Below are 24437 nucleotides of genomic sequence, written 5' to 3'. Positions count from 1 at the left end.
CCGAGGTGCCTTTGGGAACCTGCGAGCATGGTAGCGGCGGCATGATTGGAGGGATCGGCATGGTGACGGTTTTTCAGGCCTGAAAATCTTGCCTCGGCGAGGGTTGACGGGATTGGCGGCGACAGGATTGCATGCCTGATTATAGTGCGCTTGCATGCCCGGGCCTCAAAAAGCCGGTAACGCCGGTGGCCGATGGCCGGTGTCGGGCAAGTCGGGCATTGCCCCGTGGACCCCGACCCGCTAAGCTTACCCACCCGCTCCGGCCGCCCCGGCATTGCCCTTCACGCAGTTCACTCGATCCATGCCCCAGACCTACGACTACATCAAGGATGGCGCGGCCATCTATCGTAAATCCTTCGCCACCATCCGCGGCGAAGCCCGACTGGACGGTTTCAGTACCGAGGAGGCCCGGGTGGTGGTGCGCATGATCCATGCCTGCGGCATGGTGGAACTGGCGCCCCAGGTGGTCTTCACGCCCGATGCCGCCAAGGCGGGAAGGGCGGCCCTGCTGGCGGGGAAGCCCATCCTCTGTGACGCCAAGATGGTGGCCCACGGCATTACCCGCGCCCGGCTGCCGGCGGACAACGAGATCATCTGCACCCTGGACGACCCCCGCGTCCCCGAACTGGCGCGGCGGATCGGCAACACCCGCTCCGCTGCCGCCCTGGATCTGTGGGGGGAACGGCTCGATGGTGCCGTGGTGGCCATCGGCAATGCCCCGACCGCCCTGTTCCACCTGCTGGAGTTGATCGATGCGGGGGCGCCCCGTCCGGCTCTGGTGATCGGCATGGCGGTGGGTTTCGTCGGCGCCGCGGAATCCAAGGAGGCCCTGGCCGCCTATCCGGGTCTTGAGTCCGTGATCGTCCACGGCCGTCTGGGCGGAAGCGCCATGACCGTGGCGGCCATCAACGCCTTGGCGAGTGAACAGGAATGAGCGGCTCCGGCACCCTGTTCGGCATCGGTCTGGGGCCCGGTGATCCGGAGCTCATCACCCTCAAGGCCTTGCGCCTGCTGCGGGCGGCACCGGTGGTGGCCGCCTTTGCCAAGCAGGGTCGCACCGGGCAGGCCCTGGGGATCGCCGGCCCCCACCTGCTTCCCGAGCAGCGGATCCTGCGCCTGGAGTACCCCTTCACCACCGAGGTCTCCATCCATGATCCCCGTTATGCGCGCGACATGAGCGACTTCTACGACCAGGCGGCGGCGGCGGTGGCGCGCCATCTGGACGCAGGAGAGGATGTGGCGGTGATCTGCGAGGGTGATCCCTTCCTGTATGGTTCCTACATGTATCTGCACGATCGCCTGTCTCACCGCTTCCCGGCCCGGGTGGTCCCCGGCATCAGCGGCATGAGTGGATGCTGGACCCAGGCCGACACCCCGATCACCCATGGTGACGATGTGCTCACGGTGATCCCCGGCACCCTGCCGGAGGACGCCATGGTGTCCCATCTGAGCCGTACCGATGCCGCTGTTTTCATGAAGGTGGGCCGTAATCTTCCCCGTATCCGCACGGCCCTGATCCGGGCCGGTCTGCTGGAACGGGCCATCCTGGTGGAGCGGGGCACCATGGAGGGCGCCCATGTGGCGCGCCTGGCCGACTGGCCGGAAGACCGGACGGCGCCCTATTTCACCATCGTGCTGGTACCCGGCAGGCAGGGGGTTCGATGAGCGGTCGCGTGGATGTCATCGGTCTGGGTCCCGGCGCCGAGGATTTGCGTTGCCCCCGGGCCACCCTGGCCCTGGCCCAGGCCACGGATCTGGTGGGGTATGTCCCCTATGTGGAGCGGGTGGTCGCCGAGGGGGGGCAGCGGATCCATGCCTCCGACAACCGCGAGGAGATCATGCGGGCGCGCCTGGCCCTGCAACTGGCCGCGGAAGGCGCTCGGGTGGCCGTGGTCTCGTCCGGCGACGGCGGTGTGTTCGGCATGGCGGCCGCGGTCTTCGAGGCCATGGACCATGGCGAGCCCGGCTGGCGGGATCTGGAGGTGACCGTGCATCCCGGGGTGTCCGCGGTGCTGGCCGCCGGTGCCCGTCTGGGGGCGCCGTTCGGCAATGACTTCTGCGTCATGTCCCTGTCGGACAACCTCAAACCCTGGACCGTCATCCTGAATCGCCTTGAGTGCGCCGCCCGCGGCGGTTTTGCCATGGCGTTCTACAATCCCATTTCCAAGGCGCGTCCCTGGCAACTGGGCGAAGCCCTGACCCTGTTGCGTCGTCATCTACCGGGCCATGTGCCGGTGATCTTTGCCCGTGCCGTAAGCCGCCCGGAAGAGGCGGTGGCGGTGACCACCCTGGCCCGGGCCCGGCCGGAGCAGGCGGACATGCGCACCCTGGTGATCGTCGGCAACGCCGAGACCCGGCTGATCCCCCGTACCGGGCAGGATCCCTGGATCTACACGCCCCGCAGCGTGGGTCGGGAACGGACGTAGTGGGCGCCCAGCCAGTCCAGGGCGGCCTTCGGGTCCGGCACTTCGGCGGGCGCCGGCGGCACCCACGGGCGATCCACCATGATCACCTCCACGTTGCACATCCGTGCCGCTTCCAGCTTGGCGCGGGTGGCCTCGCCGCCGGAGTTCTTGGTCACCAGGGCGTCGATGCGGTGCTGCAGCAGCAGTCGTTGTTCATCCTCCAGCCGGAAGGGGCCGCGTTCGGTGATGCACAGGCAGTCCGGCGGACGTACCGCGGGCAGATCCACGCTGCGAATGATGTAACGATGCCAGGGTGCCTCGCAAAAGGGAGCCAGTTCCAGTTGCCCGATGGTGAGAAAGACCCGCCGGGGGCGGGTGCCCAGGGCCTGTACCGCGGCGGCCATGTCCGGCACCCCGTGCCAGTGATCCTCCGGGCCGGGTATCCAGGCCGGGCGCCGCAGGGCCAGCAGGGCAACGCCCGTCTGCTTCGCGGCCATGACCGCATGGGTGGACATGCGGGCGGCAAAGGGGTGGGTGGCATCCACCAGTACCTCGACGGCCTCCCGGCCCAGGTAGCCGGCCAGGCCGTCGGGGCCCCCGAAGCCGCCGCCGCGGCAGGGCAGGTCCGGCAGGCGGGGATTTTGCGTGCGCCCGGCCACCGAGTAGGTGGGGGCAAAGCGTGCGTCACCTTCCAGGGCCCGGGCCAGTTGCAAGGCTTCTCCGGTGCCGCCGAGGATCAGGATGCGCAGGGGTGTGTGGGTCATGGCTCGCTTCAGGCAGAACGGATGGACGGGCCCGGCCCTCTGGCCGGTGGGGCAGGGCGCGGGATGTTGCCGGGGCAGAGACTGCCATGACCGCTGAACACGTCCGTCAACCGGCCGGTGCTCCCCCGGGTCCCTGGCTGAGCATCATAGGCCTGGGAGAGGAGGGCGTCGAGGCCCTGAGCCCCGCTGCCCGCGCCCTGATCGGTGCCGCCGTCCTGGTGGTCGGCGGAGCGCGTCATCTGACCCTGGCCGCGCCCCTGATCCGGGGAGAAGCACTGCCCTGGGCCTCGCCCCTGTCCGACACCCTGCCCCGGATTCTCGCCCGGCGGGGACAGCCAGTGGTGGTGCTGGCTTCCGGTGATCCCTTTTTCTTCGGCGTGGGCAGCACCCTGCTGCGGCATCTGCCGGCGCGGGAGATGTGCTGCCTGCCTCACCCCTCCAGCGTGTCGCTGGCCGCCGCCCGCCTGGGCTGGGCCCAGCAGGAATGCGCGGTGGTGTCCCTCACCGGTCGCCCCCTGGAGACCCTGCGGCCGGCCCTGCAGCCGGGGGCGCGCCTGTTCGTGCTCACCGCCGACCAGGACTCGCCGGGGCAGATCTGCGAGGCCCTGACCCGCTGGGGATTCGGTGAGACCGCCGTGACCCTGATGGAGGCCCTGGGCGGTCCACGGGAACGCCGGCGTCATGTCAGGGCGCGGGATTTCGACCTCCAGGACATCCAGCCCCTGAACCTGCTGGCGTTGGAGGTACAGGCGGAGGTGGATGCCCCTATCATCCCCCTGGCCCCGGGGCTGCCGGATGAGTGGTTCGAACACGACGGCCAGATCACCAAGCGGGAGATTCGCGCCGTCACCCTGTCCAGCCTGCGTCCCCGGGCCGGCGCGCTGCTCTGGGACGTGGGGGCGGGTTCCGGTTCCATCGGCATTGAATGGCTGCTGGCCCACCCCGACACCCGGGCCATTGCCGTGGACAGCCACCCGGAGCGGGCCGCCCGCGCGGCCCGCAATGCCGCCGCCCTGGGCGTCCCCCGGCTGGAGGTGCGGGTCGGTCGTGCCCCCGCCGTACTGGAGGGATTGCCCCGGCCGGATGCGATCTTCATCGGCGGCGGCGCCCGCGACGAGGCCGTCATCGACCAGTGCTGGGCCGCCCTGCTCCCCGGTGGTCGCCTGGTGGCGAACGTGGTGGTGCTGGAGACGGAGCAGGTCATCCAGCGGGCCTGGCAGCGCTACGGCGGCACCCTGACCCGTCTGTCGGTGGAACGCCTGGAACCCGTCGGCACTCTGCACGGTTTTCGTCCCGCCATGCCCGTGGTGCAATGGGCGGTGGAAAAGAGGAACTGATTGATGACCGTACACTTCATCGGCGCCGGTCCCGGCGCGGCGGATCTGATCACCCTGCGGGGCGCGCGCCTGCTGGCCCGTTGCCCCGTGTGTCTCTACGCCGGTTCCATCGTGCCGGCGGAGTTGCTGGAACATTGCCCACCCGGGGCGCGGTTGGTGGACACGGCGCCGATGGATCTGGATGCCATCGAGGCGGAATACGTCCGCGCCCACGAGGCCGGGGAGGATGTGGCCCGCCTGCATTCCGGCGATCTGTCCGTCTACAGCGCCGTGGCCGAGCAGATGCGCCGTCTGGATCGACGGGGCATTCCCTACACCCTCACCCCCGGCGTGCCTGCCTTTGCCGCCGCCGCCGCCGTGCTGGGGCGGGAACTGACGGTGCCGGAAGTGGCCCAAAGTCTGGTGATCACGCGCATGTCCGGACGTGCCTCCGCCATGCCGCCGGGCGAAACCCTGGAAAACTTCGCCCGCACCGGCGCCACCCTGGCCATTCACCTGGCCATCCACCGTCTGGAGGACGTGGTGGCGGCCTTGGTACCCCACTATGGCGAGGACTGCCCGGTGGCGATCGTCGCCCGCGCCAGCTGGCCGGATCAGACGGTGCTGCGGGGCACCCTGTCCGGCATCGTGGCCATGCACCGGGTCGATCCCATCGAGCGTACCGCCCTGATCCTGGTGGGGCCGGCCCTGGGCAGTGAGGATTTTCGCGAAAGTGCCCTGTACAACACGGACTATGTCCGCCGTTATCGTCCCGGTTACGGGTCGTGAGCGGACAGCCCCGGAGCATTCCGATGAACGAAGTCTCACCCACTCGCCCCTTGTCCCCGGAGACCGCTCTGGACACCCTGGGGACCCTGTTGCCAGGCATGCCCCGACTGCGGCAGGGAGAGGTGTGGATCGTCGGAGCCGGTCCCGGTGATCCCGGGCTGCTGACCCTGCATGCCCTGTCGGCCCTGTTGCAGGCGGATGTCCTGGTACATGACGCCCTCATCGATCCCCGTACCCTTGCCCTCGCCCGTCCGGAGGCGGTGCGCATCTTTGCCGGCAAGCGCGGTGGCAGGCCCTCCACCCATCAGGACGACATCACCGCCACCCTGGTGGATCAGGCCCGGCGGGGCTTCCGTGTGGTGAGGCTCAAGGGCGGGGACCCCTTCATCTTCGGTCGCGGTGGCGAGGAAGTGGCCGAGCTGGTGGCCCAGGGCATCCCCCATCGGGTCATCCCGGGGCTGACCTCGGGGCTGGCGGGGCTGAGCGCCGTGGGTATCCCGGCCACCTGCCGGGGGGTGAATCAGGCGCTGTTCCTGGCCACCGGCCATGGTGCCGGCACCCGGCCCACGCCGGACGGCATCGACTGGACCCTGGTGGGGCGTCTGAATCAGCCGGTGATCCTGTATATGTCCCTGCGCAACCTGCCCTTCATCCTGGATGGCCTGGGGCAGGGCGGGATGGCCGACGCGCTCCCGGCGGCGGTGGTCGCCTCCGCCACCACCCTGGAGGAGCGGGTGGTGATCACCACCAAGGGCGAGCTGTTGGAGACCATCCGTCGGGAGGGGCTGGAGGCGCCGGCCATTGTGGTCCTGGGCGAGATCGTCCGTTGTCATCACACCCTGCGGCAGGTAGTGACCCAGGCGGTGGAGTCGGCCTCCGGTCAGGCGTGAGCCTCGACGGGAAAGGCTTGCCCACGACATGCCGCCGTTCAACAATCAGTGCCAGCCCAACGCATCCAGGAGGTTCCATGAGCGATATCCGCAACCGCCTCTCCGCCCTGCAGCGTCGTCTGGATGAACTGCAGGCCGCCGTCGGTGACGACAATCCCCGGGCCACTGAACTCATCGCCGCCCTCGGGGATGATCTGAACCGCCTGTCGGCGGACATGGCCGGTGAAGCCGTCACCACCGAAGACAAGGCCGACGCAAACCCCGAGACCCTGGAGCAGGAAGGCGATGCCCTGAAATGTCCCCGTTGCACCCTGCGGGGACTGTATGCGGTCAAGGGGCGGGTGCGGGAACGGGCTGAAGGGGCCGGGCGCGAAGCCCTGCACCATTGCTGGAGTTGCGGCTATGAGGTGTGGCGGCCGTCATAGGGATCGAACGGCATCTGAAATGCTCATTCCTTAGTCGCCGTTCCGGTTCCGGGTCCCTGGCGCTGCTCCATGGCGCGACGCAGCAGTGCCGCCCCCCGATAGGCCCCGTGCACGAACTTGCTGTAGGGCACCAGCAGGAAGAAGCCCAGCACCGTGCCCAGGTGCAGGGCCAGCAACAGCCCCATGGCCGCGGTCTCCCGCAGGGCCAGCAGCACCAGGCCGGTGGCGGCCACCGCGAACAGCAGACCCAGCAGGGCGTAGTCCGCCGGCAGGGTTTCCGCCGCGGTGGGTGCCGGGTCCCCCCGCCGTTTCACCCACACCAGCCCGGCCGCTCCCGCCATCATGCCGACACCCCCCGCCGTGCCCAGCAGCACCGGCAGGCTGAAGAAGGGGTAGGGTGCTTCCAGGGCCAGGAAGTGATGATAGCCGGCCGCCACCGTGGTGGCGGCCAGGCACAGCAGGAAACCGTAGAACAGGGCATGGTGAAAGCCCCGTCGCCATTGGGTAAAGCGCCCGTCCACGTCATTGCAGCCGTCGCCCCCGCCGTCCAGGTTGCGCAGGGTGAGCAGGTCCGCCGCTGCCCGGGGCAATGCCCGCCACCAGGATGAGGCCGGTGGTGCGTCCCGGCCGATGTCCCGCCAGAAACGGGCCACCCCGATCCCCAGGGCCAGCACCGATGTGCCCAGGGTGACCAGGGCCACCGTGGTCATCACCCCCCAGGGGATCACCGCGTAGAAGGCCCCTGCCTCCCGGTGCACGGCAAACAGGGTGTCCCAGGGCACCAGTATCAACGTGAGCAGGGGGATCAGCAGGGTGGCTGCCAGACTCACCATGAGGGTGGCCGGACCGCTGCGGGCCAGCAGGGCGGCGAAGGCACGGGGCCAGGCGTAACGGCGGTAGCTGTCGTGGCGAACCCGGGCCAGGGTGGCGGGCACGTTGATGGCGAATTCGTGGGGCGGAGCATACTGGCAGGCATACCAGCAGGCCCGGCAGTTGTGGCACAGGTTGGCCAGATAATGCAGGTCGTCCCGGGTGAGGTCCGGGCGCTGTTCCGAGGCGTGGAACACGGCGCAGTAGCCGGTGCAGTAGCTGCAGACGTTGCACAGGTTCATCACCCGGCGGGCTTCGGCGAGTGTTGTGGAGGCATCCGGGGGACTCAGTTCAGGCATTTTTCTCCCTCGGGGCGCAGTGTCAGGACCCGGCGGGCGGCTTCCTCCCCGGCGATGCGGCCAAACACGGCGCCCACGGTCAGGGCGGCGCCGGCCACGTAGCCGGTGCCCAGGACGGTGGGGGCCATGATCATCCCCGCCGCATGAAGACCGTCGCAGGGCCGGCCGTCGACCGTCATGATCCGGGCCCGGGCATCCACCTTGAGGCCGTGGCAGGTGAAGGTGATGCCGGGGGCCATGGTCCAGGCATGGAAGGGCGGGGTGGTCAGGGGCAGGGCGTGGCGGGTCTTGGGCGGTTCCAGGCCCTCGGTGTGGCCGTCCTCCGGGCCATCGGACCGCAGGGCCGCATGGTAGCGATCCACCGTGTCCCGCAGGATCGCCGGGTTCAGTGCCAGGGTCCGGGCCAGTGCCTCCAGGGTATCCGCCCGGTGGGTGGGATAGATGGAGGGCGGCGCCCGGCGCAGTCCCGCCGCGTCCAGGATCAGGTGGGCCCTGGCGCCGGGCAGGCGGGCCACCCGGCGGCCCCAGAAGGAATAGCGGCGCGGGGTGATCTCCGCCCCTTCATCCTGAAAACGGCGTCCGTCCCGATCCACCACCAGACCCCAGGGCATACCGTCCACCCGGGTGACGATACCGCCGTCGGCGGCGGGGGCCATGGCATTCACCGCCACCAGATGGCAGGCCCCGGGAACCCCCGCCGGTGCCGCACCCTGGGCCAGCAGGGACAGCAGGATCTCGCCCCGGACATGGGGGCTGCCCCGGACCAGGAAGGCTGCGGCATCGATGCCCCAGGTCCGGGACAGGGCCTCGGGGTTGGCCTGATAGCCGCCGCTGCAGATCACCACGGTGCGGGCCGAGAGGGTCAGTGATGACCCTTCCCGGCATGCCGGAAGGTGGTGGTGGTCCGCGGCCCGCAGCCGGACATCCAGAACTTTCGTGTCGTGCAGGATCTCCACCCCCAGGTCTTCGGCGGTTCGGGCCAGGGCGTTGATCATGGCCCTGCCGCCACCCAGGAAGAAGGCGGTCTTGCAGGACCAGGGAAGCATGCCGTCGCCGGTGGGCTGGAACCTCACGCCCTGGGCCTGCAGCCAGTCGGGCAATTCCCGGGAGCGTTCCGCCATCAGGCGGGCCAGGTCTTCATCCATGTGGCCGCCGCCGACCCGCCGCAGGTCGGTGAGAAATTCCTCCACGGTATAACGGCCCGGGAACAGGGGGGAGGGGGCGTCGTGGACCAGGCGCAGGTTGCGGGAGTGACGGGTGTTGCCTCCCAGCAGATGGCGGGGGGCACTGTCCACCAGCTGCACCGAGGCACCGGCCCGGCGGGCGGCGAGGGCGGCACAGAAGGCGGCGATGCCGCCGCCGATGACCAGGACGTCGTTCATGACGGGGGCAGGGCGCCCATGGGGCGGCTGATGTCCCAGAGCCGGTCCAGGTTCAGATCCTCTTCCAGTTGCACTGCCAGGGCGTCCAGGGTGGCCTGGGTCTGCCGGGCGTGGTGCAGCTCGCCGGCCTCGCCCCCCATGCGCCGGAGCCAGTGGCCACGGAAGCCGTCCCCGGCGAAGAGGCCATGCACGTAGGCCCCCATGACCCGGCCATCGGCGGACTCCGCCCCTTCCGGCCCCTCATCCAGCATGAGCCAGGGTCGGGCCAGTCCCGGACCCGTGGTACGTCCCATGTGCATCTCGTAGCCCTGCACCCGCTGGCCGCTGCGACGATCCAGTTGATCCAGGTCCAGCAGGCGCTTGTCCCGGGTGATGGTGGTCTCCAGATCCAGCAGCCCCAGGCCCGGTGTGTCGCCGGGCGGTCCTTCCAGACCCTGGGGGTCCCGCACTACCTTGCCCAGCATCTGGTAGCCGGCACACAGCCCCACCACGCCGCCCCCCTGGCGCACGTGGGCCAGGATGTCGATGTCCCAGCCCTCCCGCCGCAGCATCTCCAGGTCGGTGCGGGTGGCCTTGGACCCGGGCAGCAGGACCACGTCCGCCGCCCGTGGGATCGGTTCGCCGGGATTGACCCAGCACAGGTTTACGCCCGGTTCCGCCGCCAGCGGGTCCAGGTCGTCGAAATTGGCGATGCGGGACAGCCGGGGCACGGCGATCAGCAGACCCGATCCCGTGCGGGATCTGCGTTGTTCCAGGGCCAGGGAGTCCTCCTGGGCCAGCCGGGCGGCGCCGTCGAACCAGCGTACCAGGCCCAGGCAGGGCCAGCCGGTGGCCCCGGTCATGTCCTCGCGGGCAGGATCGAAAATCCGCGGGTCGCCGCGGAAGCGGTTGACGATATAGCCGCGCACCCGGTCCCGCTCCGAGGCCGTCCATAGCTGGTGCGCCCCCAGTACCGAGGCGGTCATGCCGCCGCGGGCATCCTCCCCCAGCAGGGCCACGGGGATGTCCGCCGCCTCCGCCAGACCCATGTTGGTGATGTCCCGGGCCCGCAGATAGCGTTCGGCGCCGCTACCAGCCCCTTCCACCAGCACCAGATCCGCCTCGGCGGCCAGGCGCCGCAGGCTGTCCAGGACAGCGGGCATGAGGCCGGGCTTGAGATCCTGGTAATCCGCGGCGGCCCAGCTCCCGAGCACGCGACCGCGCAGCACCACCTGACTGGTCAGGTCGCTCTGGGGCTTGAGCAGGACCGGATTCATGTGCACCGAGCAGGGGGCGCCGCAGGCCAGGGCCTGCAGGGCCTGGGCACGGCCGATCTCCCCCCGGGCAGGGCTGCCGTCGGGACCCGGCGGAGCGTCCGCGTCGATGGTGACGGCGGCATTGTTGCTCATGTTCTGGGCCTTGAAGGGCCGCACAGTCAGACCCCGGCGTGTGTAGGCCCGACACAGGCCCGCCACCAGCAGGCTCTTGCCCACATCGGCACTGGTGCCCTGGATCATGAGGATGCGGGCGCGGGCCGGTGTGGCGTTCGGGAGTGGGGTGAAGGGTAGTGAGGGCATGGTCTCTACCGAGCCAGGGCCAGCAGGGCATCCAGGTCCAGGTTCTCCTCGCAGTGGTCCGCCAGGGCTTCCAGGGCCGCTTCCACCCGCGCCTCGTAATCCAGGGCGGAGGCCTGGGCGCCTACCCGTGACAGCCAGGCGGCACGGAAGCCGTCATCCCCGAAGATGCCGTGGACATAGCCGCCGGTGACCCGGCCGTCGGCGGACACCGCGCCTTCCGGCCGCGGGCTGCCGTTGCCGTCGTCCAGCATCAGCCAGGGCCGTTCCAGGCCGGGGCCGTGGGTGCGCCCCATGTGCATCTCGTAACCGGTGACCCGGCAGCCGCTCAGGGTGTCCCGGGCATCCAGTTCAATGAGCTTTTTCTCGGCGCCGATCTCCGTTTCCACGTCCAGCAGGCCCAGCCCGGGGGTTTCTCCCGGTTCACCCTCGATGCCCCGGGGGTCCCGTACCACTTTGCCCAGCATCTGGAACCCGGCGCACAGGCCCACCACCCGGCCGCCCTGGCGCGCGTGGGAGAGGATGTCGATGTCCCAGCCTTCCCGTCGCAGCACTTCCAGGTCGGCGCGGGTGGCCTTGGAGCCGGGCAGGATGATTACGTCGGTATCCCGGGGGATGGGATTGCCCGGCTTCACCCAGCGCACGCTCACCCCGGGTTCCGCCGCCAGCGGGTCCAGGTCGTCGAAGTTGGCCACCCGGGAGAGCTGGGGGACGGCGATGTTGAGACCCCGGCCCTCTCCGTCGGCGGGGCGTTCCAGGGCCAGGGAGTCTTCCGCCGGCAGGCGGGTGGCCCCCTCGAACCAGCGCAGCACCCCCAGCGAGGGCCAGCCGGTGCGCTGGGTCATCAGTTCGCAGGCGGGCTCGAACAGGGACAGCTCACCCCGGAACTTGTTGATGATGTAGCCCACCACCCGGGCCTGCTCGGATTCGTTGAACAGGGCATGGGTGCCGACGATGGCGGCCAGGGCGCCGCCCCGGTCGATGTCCCCCAGGATCACCACCGGCAGATCGGCCAGTTGCGCCAGTTTCATGTTGGTGATGTCGGACTTGCGCAGGTACACCTCGGCGCCGCTGCCGGCCCCTTCCACCAGCACCAGGTCCGCCTGGGCAGCGGTGCGGTGGAAACTGTCCATCACCGCCGGCAGCAATTGGGGCTTCATCTTGTGGTAGACCTTGGCCCGGCAGTTGCCCAGCACCCGCCCCCGCAGCACCACCTGGGAGCCGATCAGGGTCTGGGGCTTGAGCAGCACCGGATTCATGTGGATGGAGGGCTCCACCCCGCAGGCCCGGGCCTGCAGGGCCTGGGCGCGGCCGATTTCTCCGCGGGGGATCTGTCCGTCAGGCCCCGGTGGCAGGTCGCTGTCCCGGGTGACGGCGGCGTTGTTGCTCATGTTCTGGGCCTTGAAGGGCCGCACAGTCAGGCCCCGACGGGTATAGGCCCGGCACAGACCGGCCACCAGCAGGCTCTTGCCCACGTCGGAGCTGGTGCCCTGGATCATCAGCGCACGGGCCTTGCGGGGACCGGGATCGGGCATGGCGGGGAAGTCGATGGGGGCGGTGGGATCTTCGATCACGAGGGATACCTGGGCAGTGACGGTAAAGGCGATGGGTCAAGATACAGGCAGGCATTTGGCTTGGGCAAGGCGATGCCCTGAAACGACGAAGGGCACCCCGGAAGGTGCCCTTGCGTCAATGACGGCCCTGGCTGTCGTTAAACGGCGCCTCAGGCGTTTTCCTTGATCTTCTCCTTGATCTTGGCGTCATCCATGCTCTCGGGCAGCTGCTGGTCCCCGCCGCCGCAGATCTTCACCTGCTGGGCGGTGCTGGAGGTGTTCTCCGGCAGCTGCTCGTCGCCGCCACCGCAGGCCTTGAGGGCGGCGCCCTTGGCACCGGCCCGCTTGCGGGGCGGTGCGCTCTTCCACTTGATGACCTGTTCCTCAAGCTGCGGCTCGGGTTTCACCAGGGTACGTGAAGTGTCGAAGTTCCAGTTCACGGTCTTTCTGGACTGGGGGCCCCAGTAGCCGGCCTTGCCCAGGTCGTAGAAGCGACGCTCGAAGGCACTCTTGAGGAACGCCTTGAGGCAGCCCAGCAGGTACTTGCGGCGCAGCGGGTTTCTTTCCCACGGATAGCCCAGGAAGGCCTTCTTCATGTAGAAGCGGCGGTAGTTGTGCATCACCCGGTCCAGCAGTTCGCCGCGGGTCATGGCCTTGGGCTTCATGATGGGGGTCACGAAGTTGTACTTCTCGAAGTCGAAGATCTCCACCTTGTCCTTCATCTCCGTGTACAGGTCGGAGAAGGGCCAGGGGGTGAACATGGCCCAGTTGGCCATGTCCGGGTTCCAGTCCATGCACAGCTGGAAGGTTTCTTCCAGGGTCTCGGCGGTCTCGTTTTCCAGGCCGACGATGAACTGGGCCTCGGTGACGATGCCGGCATTGCGCAGCAGTTCGATGGCCCGCTTGTTCTGGGCCACGGTGGTTTCCTTGACGAACATGTCCAGGTTGAGCTGTGCCGCCGCTTCGGTGCCCAGGGAGATATGGACCAGGCCCGCCTTGCGGTAGAAGGGCAGCAGGTCTTCGTCGCGCATGACGTCGGTCACGCGGGTGTTGATGCCCCAGAGCACGCCCAGGTCGCGGTCGATGAGTTCCTGACAGAACTCCACGAACTTGGCCTTGTTGATGGTGGGCTCCTCGTCGGCGAGGATGAAGAAGCCGACGCCGTGTTCCTTCACCAGGATCTCGATCTCGTCCACCACCTTCTTGGGATCGCGCACCCGGTAGTCACGCCAGAACTTCCACTGGGAGCAGAAGCTGCAGGTGAAGGGGCAGCCGCGGGCCATGTTGGGGGTGGCCACCGGCACGCCCATGGGGATGTAGATGTATTTCTTCCAGTCCAGCACGCCCCAGTCGGGGATGATGGAGTCCACGTCGCGGATGGTGGGCGCGGCGGGGGTGGCGACCACCTTGTCGTCCTCGATGTAGGCGATGCCCTTGATGTCCTGACGGCCCGATTCCCAGCGGCCCTCGTCCACGGCACGGACCACTTCCAGCACCACGGCCTCGCCTTCGCCGCGCACGATGGCGTCGATCCAGGGGGCTTCGGTGAGCACCTGCTGGAACATGAAGGTGGCGTGGATGCCGCCGAGCAGGGTCACGGCGTTGGGGCAGGCTTCCTTGGCGATCTTGAGGGTCTGTTCGGCCTTGTAGATGGCGGGGGTGACGGCGGTACAGGCAATGATGTCGGGCTGGGCTTCGGCGAAGATCCTGCGCAGATCCTCATCCGAGGTGTCGTCGGTCATGGCATCGACGAAGACGTACTCGGTGTAACCGTGGGTCTTGAGGTAGCCGGCCAGATAGGCCACCCAGGCGGGGGACCACTTACCGGCGATTTCGGCGCCCCCGGAGTGGTAATTGGGATGGACGAAGAGGATTCGCATACGTTGCTCCCGCGAAAGGATTCATCACCCTCGGGTTCTCCCGCGGGTGAACAAGACAGGCGGGGCGTTCCTAAGTTCCCCGGAATGCCCGATCGTACCCGTGCATTTTTGGCACTGTCAACCTTGATGGACAGCTGGACATGCGCTGCGTCAAGGGCTTGTATCATCCAGGTTCCCGAGGGCGCCTGGTATTGCAGACGGTACGGTTGCGTCCCTGGCTCTTGGCCTGGTAGAGGGCCTCATCGGCCAGGGCCAGCATTTCATCCAGGCTGCTGTCCCTGGCGGCGGCGCAGACGCCGATGCTGAGGGTGACGGGTAGGGCGCCGGCCCGGGTCACGATCGGGGTCCTGCACAGCTGCTGGCGCAGTTTGTCGAACAGTTGCCAGGGATCGGCACCGACCGGCATGGCGGCGACGATCAGGAACTCCTCACCCCCCAGGCGCCCGACGGCATCGTAGGATCGCACACTCTCGCGCAGCAGGTGGGCAATCCCGCACAGGACCTCATCGCCGGTCTGATGGCCGTGGGTGTCGTTGATGGTCTTGAACCGGTCCACGTCGCACATGCCGATGGCCAGCATTTCACCATTGCGAATGCAGCGTTCCCGCTCCCGTTCCAGGTGTTCCAGGATGGCTCGGCGATTGGGCAGGCCGGTGAGGGGGTCATGGGTGGCCTGGTAGGCCATGTCTTCACGGCTCTGCAACAGGGCCTCCTGGAGTCGGATGATCCGGATGCCCACGCCCATCCTGGCCCGCAGTTCGCCGGCATCGAAGGGCTTGACCAGATAGTCGTCGGCACCGCTGTCCAGGGCGTGGATCAGGTCGGCCTTGGTATCCCGACAGGTCAGCATGATGATGAACGTGGGCAACTCGGTCCGCAGGCCGCGCACCCTGCGCACCACGTCGATGCCGTCCATCTCCGGCATCATCCAGTCGAGGATCGCCAGTCGGGGGGGCGTCGGGCATCCGCAGCATCCGCCAGGCTTCCATGCCGTCCCGGGTCTCGATCACCTCATGTCCCGCTTTCTCCAGCAGCGATACCAGCAGGGTGCGGGAGGTCAGGTCGTCCTCGGCAATCAGGATGCGCACCGGCGTGTCACCTCGGATGGTCATGCCGTTTCGGCATCGGGTCGTGGATCATGATCGGACATCTCCCGCAGCACAAGCCGCAAAGCCTCCAGCAATTCGTTACATTGCTGTTCAAGATCCGGCAGCAGGGCGGCCGCGGCCTGGATATCGTCGTTCGCGGCCGTTTCCAGGCGTTGGGCGGCCAGGCGCAGGCACTCGCCTCCCGTGCTGGCGGCGGCACCCTTGAGGGCATGGGCCTGCCGGCAGACCTGTTCCGGCGTGCTGCCGGGCGTGTTCAGCAGCCGTTCCAGTGTCTCAATCTGGCGGGGCAGGTCTGTCCGCGCCGTTTCCAGTACCTTGCGAAGCAGATCCAGATCCCCCTGCAGGCGCCGTTCCATGCCCGGCCTGTCGAAGATCGGAGTGCCGGGTGATGGCCGTGCCGACACACCGGGTGGGGGTGACTTATTCCCCGGATCCCGGCCGAGCCATGGCAGCAGTGTTCGTGCCACGACCTCGGGTGTCAGCGGTTTGCCCAGGTGCCCATCCATGCCCGCTTCGCGACAAAGGGCCTGCTCTTCGGGGCTGCTCTGGGCGGTCATGGCGATGATCGGCATGTTCCGCGCGGCCGGGCCGGCTTCACCGCGTCGGATGCGTCGGGTCACCTCCAGGCCGTCCATGTCCGGCATCTGGATATCCAGCAGCAAGAGATCGTAGTCGCGGTCCCGCAGGGTCGCCAGCGTGTCCCGGCCGCAAGGCACGGAATCCGCCGTCAGCCCCAGCTTGCGCAGGATACCCATGGCCACCTCGCGATTCACCGGGTTGTCATCGGTGACCAGGATGCGGACGTCGGGATTGCCGACGCCGTCGAGTTTCTGTTCCGGTGCGGTCTCAAACCTTGCCGAGGTGGCGGCCTGGAGCGGCACAGTGAACTGGAATGTGGAGCCCTGTCCCTCCCGGCTTTCGACCTGGATATCCCCGCCCATGAGCGCCACCAGTTGCCGGCAGATGGCCAGCCCCAGTCCGCTGCCGCCGTAGCGGCGGGTGGTGGAGGCATCCACCTGGGTGAATTTCTGGAACAGCAGGTCCAGCTTGTCCGCCGCGATGCCGATCCCGGTATCCACGACCGCGAATTGCAGCAGCCCGCGCCCCTGTTCCCGTGCCTGTCGGCTGATCGTGATCCGTACGCCGCCTGCGTGGGTGAACTTGACAGCATTGCCGGTGAGGTTGAACAGGACCTGGCGCAGCCGGGTCGGATCCCCTACCAGCCATGCCGGTACATCCGATTCAATCTGATAGCCCAGCGTGAGACCCCGGGCATGGGCGGTGGGTATCAGGGTTCCGGTCACGCTGTCCAGCAGCTCCGGCAGGGAGAAGGGGATCGCCTCCAGCTCCAGTTTGCCGCTCTCGATGCGGGAGACGTCCAGGATGTCGTTGATGAGATCCATCAGCGTTCTTGCGCTGGACAGCAGGGCGCGGGTGTAACCGGCCTGCCGGGGTGCCATCGGGGTATCCTTGAGCAGTTCCGCCATGCCGATGATGCCGTTCATCGGGGTGCGTATCTCATGGCTGATGTTGGCCAGGAAATCGCTCTTGGCCTGGCTGGCCATGAGGGCGGCCTCCTTGGCCCGCACCAGCGCCTGCTGGGCCTGATGACGGGACGTGGCGTCATGGACGATGGAAAACAGCAGGGTCTGCCCGTCCAGGTCCAGCGGCGTGGAATGGACCTCCACATGGCGGATGTCGCCGTCATGCAGACGATGTTGAAATTCAAACTGGTTGCAGATTTGTTGCAGGGCCTGCTGCATCGCCAACCTGATTTCCGCCTCCTGCCGGTTGTTGATCTGGAATATGCTCATGGTGCGCAGCGTTGCCGGCTCATGACCGTAGAACCGGGCGGCGGCGGGGTTGGCATCCACGATGCTTCCGTCACGGGGGTTGATGAGCAGCATGACGGCACTGTTTTTCTCGAAGAAGCCGCGGAAACGCCGTTCACTTTCCCGCAGTTCCCGTTGTTGCTCGCGGATGCCGGCATCGGTCCGCCGCAGCAGCACGATCAGGAACCCGAGCAGACCTCCCAGCAACACCAGGGTCCATGCGCCGGACAGGCCCAGAACCCTGCCGTGGGCCGCCTGGAGTTCGGAAATCTCGTGCAACAGCAACAGGTTGCCGATCCGATACCCGCTGGCGTCCTGAAATGGGAGGGCCGTCAGGCGCCAGTGCCCGTCCCTGAAGGGGAGGTCCCGCAAGGCATGCATGGGCGGCGCGACGACGAAGGGCGCGAGGATTTCCCGCAGCAGCGGGTCGGAGGCATAGAGAAGCGTGCCGGACCGGGGTCGATGTCCGCTCGACCCATCGCCGCCCGGTTCGGATACCGGTGCGATGAAGGCCAGTTCCATGTCCGGTCGCAGATGGCTGCCGGCAAGCACCTGATCGAAGGACAGTGCAAGTTCCAGGGTGCCGAGCCGCTGTTCCCGTGAGTCCAGGATCGGGCGGGTAGCCTGCATGAGCAGGCTTCCTGTCTCGTCCAGCACCAGTCGTGATGGTGCCTGGTCTCCGCTCGGCGGGTATCCCCAAAGGGGTTGGAGTTCGGCGGGCATCCGGGCCGTGCAGGCCCGGCACTCGCCTTGCGGGGTCAGCAGGGCCGCGTAATGAAATGGGTGGAGTGAGGCGAACTGATGCAGCAGATCGCGGGCGTCCCCCATTGTCGCGGTGTCATCGGGATGGCGCAGTGCCCGCTCCAGGCTCGGGTGCTGGATCAGCAGTTCGGTGCTCGTATTCAGGATGCGTGCCTGCTCGCCCTGGAGATGGCGGATATCCCTCAGCACCCCGGTGTAGGCCTCCCGGCTGGATTCCTGGAGATGTTCGGACTGGAACCAGAGGACGATGAGATTGAAGCCGCTCACCAGCAGGACGAGCATCAGCACCAGCGGAATCAGCAGCCGGCCAAGGATGGGGCGAGGGGATTCATGGAGCCGGTAGGTGGAGACGAGGGCGGCGGCAAACCCGATGAACAGGCTCCAGAAGAAGCCCAGGGGGAGGGCTGCCCGACCGGCAATGTCCTGTTTCCACGTGCCTGCATCCACGTCGATGCCCAGGATGGCCGGTATGTTGCCGGTGTCGGGATCATGGATGGGCAGGATGGCGCTGACCCAGGTGCCCCACTCGTCGGTCAGCGGGCCTTCCACGAAGGGTCTGCCGTGTTCGAATGCGGCGGCAAGCTCTGCCGAGTGCTCTTCAAATATCGAGCCGGGTGGCAATTCAGTCCATTCTTCCCAGGGGGCGAATGGCTGATCCACCAGGAAAACCACCCTGCCGGTCGAATCCAGCCCCAGGAGATAGAGATAGGCATAGCGCTCGTTGTCCAGGCGCGCCCGCATCAGCGCGGACTGCAGCGAGCGGAAGGCTTCCAGTTCGGTGTCGTCGGGGTGACCGCTCAGGGCGCGGATCTGCTCGATGTCCAGGCCAAGCTGGATCCTGCCCGCCTTCTCCAGCAATTCCTGGCGAAGTTTCAGGTCGATATGCTGGATGGCGATGCTGCTCAGCAGCAGGCCGATGCCCATGGTGATCGCCATCACCACCAAGGCGTGGCGGAGAGTCCAGCGATTCATCCTTACCCCGATTGTTGAACCGATAGCTTAACCAATATTTCCGGGGTGGTGCAGGCGCACCGGATGATTGAGGACATTGCGCGGAAGAACGGCGCCCAGCCCGTCCATGCGCGGGGTCACGGTTCCGGCTGTGCGTCCTCGGGCCGGGCCACCCGGTAGCGGGTCTGTTCATGACCGTCCCACAGGACCGGACGTTCCAGCCATTTCTGGATGAAGTGCCAGGACTGGCGGTAGCCGTCATGGGGCAGGGTGCAGTCGCTGCAGTCCTTGCGTCGCATGCCCCGTGGGTCGGTGAAGACCGTGTAAGGCCCGGGACATTCATAGGCAATCAGCGGGCAGTAGCAGAACAGGCAGTTGAACTCCCGGGTGATACCCCGGTGGCAGGGCATGAACGGGCAGGCGCTATTGGTAAAGCCCTTGTAGGCCTCGTTTTCGGTGCTGTCTTTGGGCTCCATGATCTCCTCCGGGGGCCTGCGCGGGAGGGCAGGTTTGGGGATTGCCGGCCGGTTGTCAAGCCGGCGCGGGTTCGGGGAAAGTCCGACGACTGTACTATGCTTCATGCAGGGCGGATGCCCGTTTCCGTGGCAAAAAGCCGGCCGCGCACAGGAACTGTGCACGGCGGGTGACGTCCAACCGGAAAGACAGGCCACGGGTCAGGCTTGAAAAAGTACCCGGGCAGCTCATCCACCTTCCCGTTCAGGTTGCCGGCAAACCGGGCCCCTGCCCAGGGGCGGTCTGGCGGGTTGAGTGCGACGGATATTCGGCTGTGGTCCCTATCTTGCATAGGTCAACGCAGTGTCATCTGACTCCATAACGAGGGGGTGATTGCGATGGATTCGGCTGAAGCCTTGATTGCGCAGTACGCACGCGCCTATCAGAAACGCCAGGAGACGGAGATGTCCCTGGGTGAATACCTGGAAGGATGCCCCGATGATCCGATGCGCTATGCCAGTGCCGCCGAGCGACTGGTGGCCGCCATCGGCGAACCCAGGGTGCTGGACACCGCCAAGGATGAACGGCTGGGGCGCATCTTTCTCAACCGCACCATCAAGATCTATCCCGCCTTCGAGGATTTCTACGGGATGGAGGAGACCATCGAGCGCATCGTGGGCTTTTTCCGCTATGCGGCCCAGGGTCTGGAGGAGCGCAAGCAGATCCTCTACCTGCTCGGTCCGGTGGGGGGTGGCAAGTCGTCCCTGTCCGAGCGTCTCAAGGCCCTGATGGAGACGCATCCCATCTATGTGCTCAAGGCCGGTGACGAAATCTCGCCGGTGTTCGAGAGTCCGCTGGGGTTGTTCGATCCCGCCGTCATGGGAGAGACCCTGGAACAGCGCTTCAACATCCCCCGGCGCCGCCTCACCGGCCTCATCTCCCCCTGGGCGGTGAAGCGGCTGGACGAGTTCGGCGGTGACATCGCCCGCTTCTCCGTGGTGCGCCTCTACCCCTCCCGCCTGCGCCAGATCGCCGTCTCCAAGACCGAGCCGGGGGACGAGAACAATCAGGACATCTCCTCCCTGGTGGGCAAGGTGGACATCCGCAAGCTGGAGCTCTACAGCCAGAACGATACCGACGCCTACAGCTATTCCGGCGGCCTCAACCGGGCCAACCAGGGGATGCTGGAGTTCGTGGAGATGTTCAAGGCGCCCATCAAGATGCTCCACCCGTTGCTTACCGCCACCCAGGAAGGCAACTACGTGGGCACGGAGAACATCGGCGCCATCCCCTATCAGGGGATCATCATGGCCCATTCCAACGAATCGGAATGGCAGAGCTTCAAGAACAACAAGAACAACGAGGCCTTCATCGACCGCATTTCCGTGGTCAAGGTGCCCTACTGCCTGCGGGTCGCGGAGGAGGAGAAGATCTACGAGAAACTGATCCAGTCCAGCGAACTGGCCGACGCCCCCTGCGCCCCGGCCACCCTGGACATCCTGGCCAAGTTCTCCGTGCTCACCCGCCTGCGGGAGCATGAGAATTCCAACCTGTTCTCCAAGATGCGGGTCTACAACGGTGAGAGCCTCAAGGACACCGACCCCAAGGCCAAGTCCATGCAGGAATACCGGGACGTGGCCGGGGTGGACGAGGGCATGGACGGGGTCTCCACCCGCTTTGCCTTCAAGGTGCTGTCCGAGACCTTCAACTACGATACCCGGGAAGTGGCCGCCGACCCGGTGCACCTGCTCTACATGCTGGAGCAGTCCATCCGTCGCCAGCAGTTCCCGGAGGACACGGAGCGGCGCTACCTGGAGTACATCAAGGCGGAACTGGCGCCCCGTTATGCCGACTTCATCGGCCACGAGATCCAGAAGGCCTATCTGGAGTCCTACAGCGACTTCGGCCAGAACCTGTTCGAACGCTATGTGTCCTACGCCGACGCCTGGATCGAGGACCACGACTTCAAGGACCCGGACACCGGCCAGTTGCTGGACCGTCAGGCCCTGAACCAGGAGCTGAGCAAGATCGAGAAGGCGGCGGGCATCGCCAATCCCAAGGATTTCCGCAACGAGGTGGTCAAGTTCGCCCTCCGGGCCCAGGCCAGTCAGGGGGGGCGGATGCCTTCCTGGACCTCCTACGAGAAGATCCGGGAGGTGATCGAGAAGCGCATGTTCAGCCAGGTGGAGGACCTGCTGCCCGTGATCAGCTTCGGCGCCAAGACGGACTCGGACATGGAGCGCAAGCACACCGAGTTCGTCCAGCGCATGGTGGAGCGTGGGTACACCGAGCGGCAGGTGCGCCGTCTGGTGGAATGGTACATGCGGGTCAAGCAGGCGGGCTGACGGCCCTGCCTCGGGAGTGCCACAGTGGTCAATATCGTCGACCGGCGTCTCAATCCGAAGGACAAGAGCCTGGCCAACCGCCAGCGTTTCATCGGCCGTGCCCGGCGCCAGATCCTGGACGCGGTGCGGGACGTCTCGGCCCGGCGCAAGGTGGCGGACATCGGTCAGGGGGGTGAGGAGATCAGCATTCCGACCGATGGCCTGCAGGAGCCCGGTTTTCGCAAGGACGGCGGCAAGGGCCTGCGCCGCCACGTGGTGCCCGGCAACAAGCAGTACGTGGCCGGAGACGCCATTGCCCGGCCCGAGGGTGGATCGGGGCAGGGCGGTCGCGGCGGCAGTCCCCAGGGGGAGGGGGAGGATGCCTTCCAGTTCACCGTCAGCCGGGACGAGTTTCTGGACCTGTTCTTCGAGAACCTGGAACTGCCCGACCTGGTGCGTACCCAGCTCACCAAGGTGGAACAGCAGGGTCTGCAGCGGGCGGGCTATTCCGTCTCCGGTTCCCCCTCCAATCTCAACCTGGCCCGCACCATGCGCAACTCCCTGTCCCGGCGCCTGGCCCTCAAGCGTCCCCGGCGGGAGGAGACCCGGGCCCTGGACGAGGAGATCGACCGCCTGGAGCGTTCCGGCAAGGATCCGGAGCGTCTGCGGGCGCTGATCCGGCTGCGGGAGGAGCAGGTCGTCCGTGCCAAGCGCATCCCCTATATCGACCCCATCGATCTGCGCTACAACCGCTTCGACCCGGTGCCCAAGCCCATTTCCCAGGCCGTGATGTTCTGTCTCATGGACGTCTCCGGCTCCATGACCGAGGACATGAAGGACCTGGCCAAGCGCTTCTTCATGCTGCTGTACCTGTTCCTGCAGCGCCGCTACCAGCATGTGGACATCGTCTTCATCCGGCACACCCATATTGCCCAGGAGGTGGACGAGGACACCTTTTTCTACTCCCGGGAAACCGGCGGCACCCTGGTCTCCCCGGCCCTGGAGGAAATGGAGCGGGTGTTGCGGGAGCGCTATGACCCGGCGGACTGGAACATCTACGCCGCCCAGGCCTCCGACGGCGACAACACCCCGGCGGACAACCCGGCGGTGGTGGATCTGATGGAATCGGTGATCCTGCCGGTGTGCCGGTACTTTGCCTACATCGAGGTGGCCGAGGAGCGGGGCTGGGAGATGACCACGGACCTGTGGCAGGTCTACGAGCGCCTGGTGAAGGCCGGCCGGCCCCTGGCCATGCGCAAGGTGAAGTCCCGGGCGGACATCTTTCCCGTGTTCCGGGATCTGTTCACCCCGGTGGAACTGCGACGGTAGGAGGCGGCACCCGATGACCACGAACACCCCCCTCTACACCGGTGCCGACTGGGACTATCCGCTCATCAAGAAGGCCTTTGACGCCATCGAGCGCGTGGCCATCGACGAGATGGGGCTGGATCCCTACCCCAGTCAGGTGGAGATCATCAGCTCGGAACAGATGCTGGATGCCTATTCCTCCATGGGCATGCCCCTGTTCTATCGTCACTGGTCCTTCGGCAAGCACTTCGCCCGGGACGAGATGTACTACCGCAAGGGCATGACCGGCCTGGCTTACGAGATCGTCATCAACTCCAATCCCTGCTTGTGCTACATCATGGAAGAGAACACCATGACCATGCAGACCCTGGTCATGGCCCACGCCGCCTTCGGTCACAGCCATTTCTTCAAGAACAACCACCTGTTCCGCTCCTGGACCGACGCCGAAGGCATCCTGGACTATCTGGATTTTGCCAAGGCCTACGTGGCCGAGTGCGAGGAACGTTACGGCCTGCGGGAGGTGGAGCGGGTGCTGGATGCCGCCCATGCCCTGATGAGTCACGGGGTGCATCGCTATCCCCGCCGCCAGCCGCTGAACCTGCATCAGGAAATGCAGCGGAAAAAGGAGCGGCGCCGTTACGAGGAGCAGACCTTCAGCGACCTGTGGCGCACCCTGCCCCAGCGTACGGGCGGGCCGGCCCCCCGGGAGCGGGCCCTGGACGAGCGCCGGGAAGCCCTTGGCCTACCGGAGGAAAACCTGCTCTATTTCCTGGAAAAGCGCGCCCCCCGGCTGCAGCACTGGCAGCGGGAGATCCTGCGCATCGTGCGGGTGGTGTCCCAGTATTTCTATCCCCAAAAGCAGACCAAGGTGATGAACGAGGGCTGCGCCACGGCGGTGCACTATCACCTCATGACCCGCCTGCACGAAACCGGTCGGCTCACCGACGGGGCCTTCATGGAGTTCCTGCACCACCACACCAACGTGGTGTTCCAGCCGGAGTACGATGACCCTCGGTTTTCGGGCATCAATCCCTATGCCCTGGGCTTCAACATCCTGCAGGATCTGAAACGGATGTGTCTGAACCCCACCGAGGAAGATCGGCGCTGGTTCCCGGACATTGCCGGCAACGGGGACTTCCTGGGCACCTGGAAGCAGGCCTGGGCCGAGTATCGGGACGAGAGCTTCATCCTCCAGTTCCTGGGGCCGAAGGTGATGCGGGACATGCGTCTGTTTTCGGTGCGGGATGATGCGGACGAGGCGAACCTGGTGGTGGAGGCCATCCATGACGACGGGGGTTACCGGGATGTGCGCCGGGCCTTGTCGGCCCAGTATGATCTGGCCCGCCATGAGCCGGACATTCAGGTGGTGGACGTGGACCTGTCCGGGGACCGGCGGCTGATCCTGGAGCATCGCGTGGTGGACGGTCGCCTGCTGGAGGCGTCCGATGCCCGTCAGGTGTTGCGGCATCTGGCCACCCTGTGGGGGTACGGGGTGAAGCTCCACGAGGTGGATGCGCGCACCGACCAGGTGCTCAACGAGTTTCCCGAGGTGGCCCCGGCCGCGGACTGAGG

The 24437-nt window shown here is 66.9% G+C and carries 19 protein-coding genes; 10 read left to right on the top strand and 9 right to left on the bottom strand.

The genetic code is table 11. The annotated features are described in order from the left end of the window. Positions 1 to 301 precede the first annotated feature (301 nt). Genes ACLF6L_RS15260 through cobJ form a run of 3 tightly spaced genes read left to right on the top strand, consistent with a single transcriptional unit; the run spans position 302 to position 2426 of the window. Positions 302 to 934: a precorrin-8X methylmutase gene (locus tag ACLF6L_RS15260; RefSeq protein WP_238617080.1), complete on the top strand. Its 633-nt coding sequence runs from the start codon at positions 302 to 304 to the stop codon at positions 932 to 934. After that, positions 931 to 1665 carry a precorrin-2 C(20)-methyltransferase gene (locus ACLF6L_RS15255; protein WP_238617079.1) on the top strand — a complete coding sequence of 245 codons (735 nt, stop codon included), beginning with the start codon at positions 931 to 933 and terminating at the stop codon, positions 1663 to 1665. The genes ACLF6L_RS15260 and ACLF6L_RS15255 overlap by 4 nt, the downstream gene beginning before the upstream one ends. After that, positions 1662 to 2426: a precorrin-3B C(17)-methyltransferase gene (cobJ, locus tag ACLF6L_RS15250; protein ID WP_238617078.1), complete on the top strand. Its 765-nt coding sequence runs from the start codon at positions 1662 to 1664 to the stop codon at positions 2424 to 2426. Before ACLF6L_RS15255 ends, cobJ begins: the two co-directional genes overlap by 4 nt. Here cobJ and ACLF6L_RS15245 read toward each other — a convergent pair. Then, positions 2390 to 3169, bottom strand: coding sequence for a cobalt-precorrin-6A reductase (locus ACLF6L_RS15245; protein ID WP_238617077.1), 780 nt, complete (start codon positions 3167 to 3169; stop codon positions 2390 to 2392). The two genes, cobJ and ACLF6L_RS15245, sit on opposite strands and share 37 nt — an antisense overlap. 86 nt (positions 3170 to 3255) lie before the next feature. Between ACLF6L_RS15245 and cbiE the strand changes: the two genes are divergently transcribed. The 4 genes from cbiE (at position 3256) to ACLF6L_RS15225 (ending at position 6589) form a co-directional block, all read left to right on the top strand. After that, entirely contained in the window at positions 3256 to 4506 is a 1251-nt protein-coding gene (gene cbiE, locus ACLF6L_RS15240) for a precorrin-6y C5,15-methyltransferase (decarboxylating) subunit CbiE (protein ID WP_412852040.1), read from the top strand. A 3-nt stretch (positions 4507 to 4509) separates the two neighbouring features. After that, complete coding sequence (cobM, locus tag ACLF6L_RS15235) at positions 4510 to 5274, top strand: precorrin-4 C(11)-methyltransferase (protein WP_200171362.1); 765 nt, start codon at positions 4510 to 4512, stop codon at positions 5272 to 5274. A 23-nt stretch (positions 5275 to 5297) separates the two neighbouring features. Next, the gene (cobA, locus tag ACLF6L_RS15230) at positions 5298 to 6164 is read left to right on the top strand and encodes a uroporphyrinogen-III C-methyltransferase (RefSeq protein WP_412852039.1); all 867 of its coding nucleotides are present in this window, start codon (positions 5298 to 5300) and stop codon (positions 6162 to 6164) included. A gap of 77 nt (positions 6165 to 6241) precedes the next feature. Further along, positions 6242 to 6589, top strand: a complete 348-nt coding sequence (locus ACLF6L_RS15225; protein WP_412852038.1) for a hypothetical protein — start codon at positions 6242 to 6244, stop codon at positions 6587 to 6589. A gap of 23 nt (positions 6590 to 6612) precedes the next feature. Here ACLF6L_RS15225 and tcuB read toward each other — a convergent pair whose 3' ends face one another. The 8 genes from tcuB to ACLF6L_RS15185 all read right to left on the bottom strand — a co-directional run bounded on the left by tcuB (position 6613) and on the right by ACLF6L_RS15185 (position 19256). Then, positions 6613 to 7758: a tricarballylate utilization 4Fe-4S protein TcuB gene (gene tcuB, locus ACLF6L_RS15220; RefSeq protein ID WP_412852037.1), complete on the bottom strand. Its 1146-nt coding sequence runs from the start codon at positions 7756 to 7758 to the stop codon at positions 6613 to 6615. Then, positions 7746 to 9140 (bottom strand): FAD-dependent tricarballylate dehydrogenase TcuA, encoded by a 1395-nt coding sequence (gene tcuA / locus ACLF6L_RS15215; RefSeq protein ID WP_412852036.1) that lies wholly within the window; start codon positions 9138 to 9140, stop codon positions 7746 to 7748. The genes tcuB and tcuA overlap by 13 nt, the downstream gene beginning before the upstream one ends. Further along, positions 9137 to 10696, bottom strand: coding sequence for a cobyric acid synthase (locus tag ACLF6L_RS15210; protein WP_412852035.1), 1560 nt, complete (start codon positions 10694 to 10696; stop codon positions 9137 to 9139). The genes tcuA and ACLF6L_RS15210 overlap by 4 nt, the downstream gene beginning before the upstream one ends. A gap of 5 nt (positions 10697 to 10701) precedes the next feature. Further along, positions 10702 to 12228, bottom strand: a complete 1527-nt coding sequence (locus ACLF6L_RS15205) for a cobyric acid synthase (RefSeq protein ID WP_412852797.1) — start codon at positions 12226 to 12228, stop codon at positions 10702 to 10704. 188 nt (positions 12229 to 12416) lie between these two features. Then, positions 12417 to 14126: a magnesium-protoporphyrin IX monomethyl ester anaerobic oxidative cyclase gene (bchE, locus tag ACLF6L_RS15200; protein ID WP_200171346.1), complete on the bottom strand. Its 1710-nt coding sequence runs from the start codon at positions 14124 to 14126 to the stop codon at positions 12417 to 12419. Positions 14127 to 14289: 163 nt separating this feature from the next. Then, the gene (locus ACLF6L_RS15195; RefSeq protein WP_412852034.1) at positions 14290 to 15042 is read right to left on the bottom strand and encodes a diguanylate cyclase; all 753 of its coding nucleotides are present in this window, start codon (positions 15040 to 15042) and stop codon (positions 14290 to 14292) included. Positions 15043 to 15234: 192 nt separating this feature from the next. Beyond that, positions 15235 to 18801 carry an ATP-binding protein gene (locus ACLF6L_RS15190; RefSeq protein ID WP_412852033.1) on the bottom strand — a complete coding sequence of 1189 codons (3567 nt, stop codon included), beginning with the start codon at positions 18799 to 18801 and terminating at the stop codon, positions 15235 to 15237. Positions 18802 to 18917: 116 nt separating this feature from the next. Beyond that, entirely contained in the window at positions 18918 to 19256 is a 339-nt protein-coding gene (locus ACLF6L_RS15185; protein ID WP_238617068.1) for a cysteine-rich small domain-containing protein, read from the bottom strand. Positions 19257 to 19631: 375 nt separating this feature from the next. On the opposite strand from ACLF6L_RS15185, the gene ACLF6L_RS15180 reads away from it, so the two are divergent. From ACLF6L_RS15180 to ACLF6L_RS15170, 3 genes are read left to right on the top strand one after another with little or no spacing between them, the layout of a single operon-like run. After that, positions 19632 to 21578, top strand: coding sequence for a PrkA family serine protein kinase (locus ACLF6L_RS15180; protein ID WP_238617066.1), 1947 nt, complete (start codon positions 19632 to 19634; stop codon positions 21576 to 21578). A 24-nt stretch (positions 21579 to 21602) separates the two neighbouring features. Then, positions 21603 to 22886: a YeaH/YhbH family protein gene (locus tag ACLF6L_RS15175; RefSeq protein ID WP_412852032.1), complete on the top strand. Its 1284-nt coding sequence runs from the start codon at positions 21603 to 21605 to the stop codon at positions 22884 to 22886. Between the two features lie 13 nt (positions 22887 to 22899). Further along, positions 22900 to 24435, top strand: coding sequence for a SpoVR family protein (locus tag ACLF6L_RS15170; protein ID WP_412852031.1), 1536 nt, complete (start codon positions 22900 to 22902; stop codon positions 24433 to 24435). Positions 24436 to 24437: the final 2 nt, after the last annotated feature.

The sequence above is a fragment of the Ectothiorhodospira shaposhnikovii genome (assembly GCF_047222355.1).
Taxonomy (GTDB): Bacteria; Pseudomonadota; Gammaproteobacteria; order Ectothiorhodospirales; family Ectothiorhodospiraceae; genus Ectothiorhodospira.
This window is presented reverse-complemented; position numbering and strand designations above follow the sequence as displayed.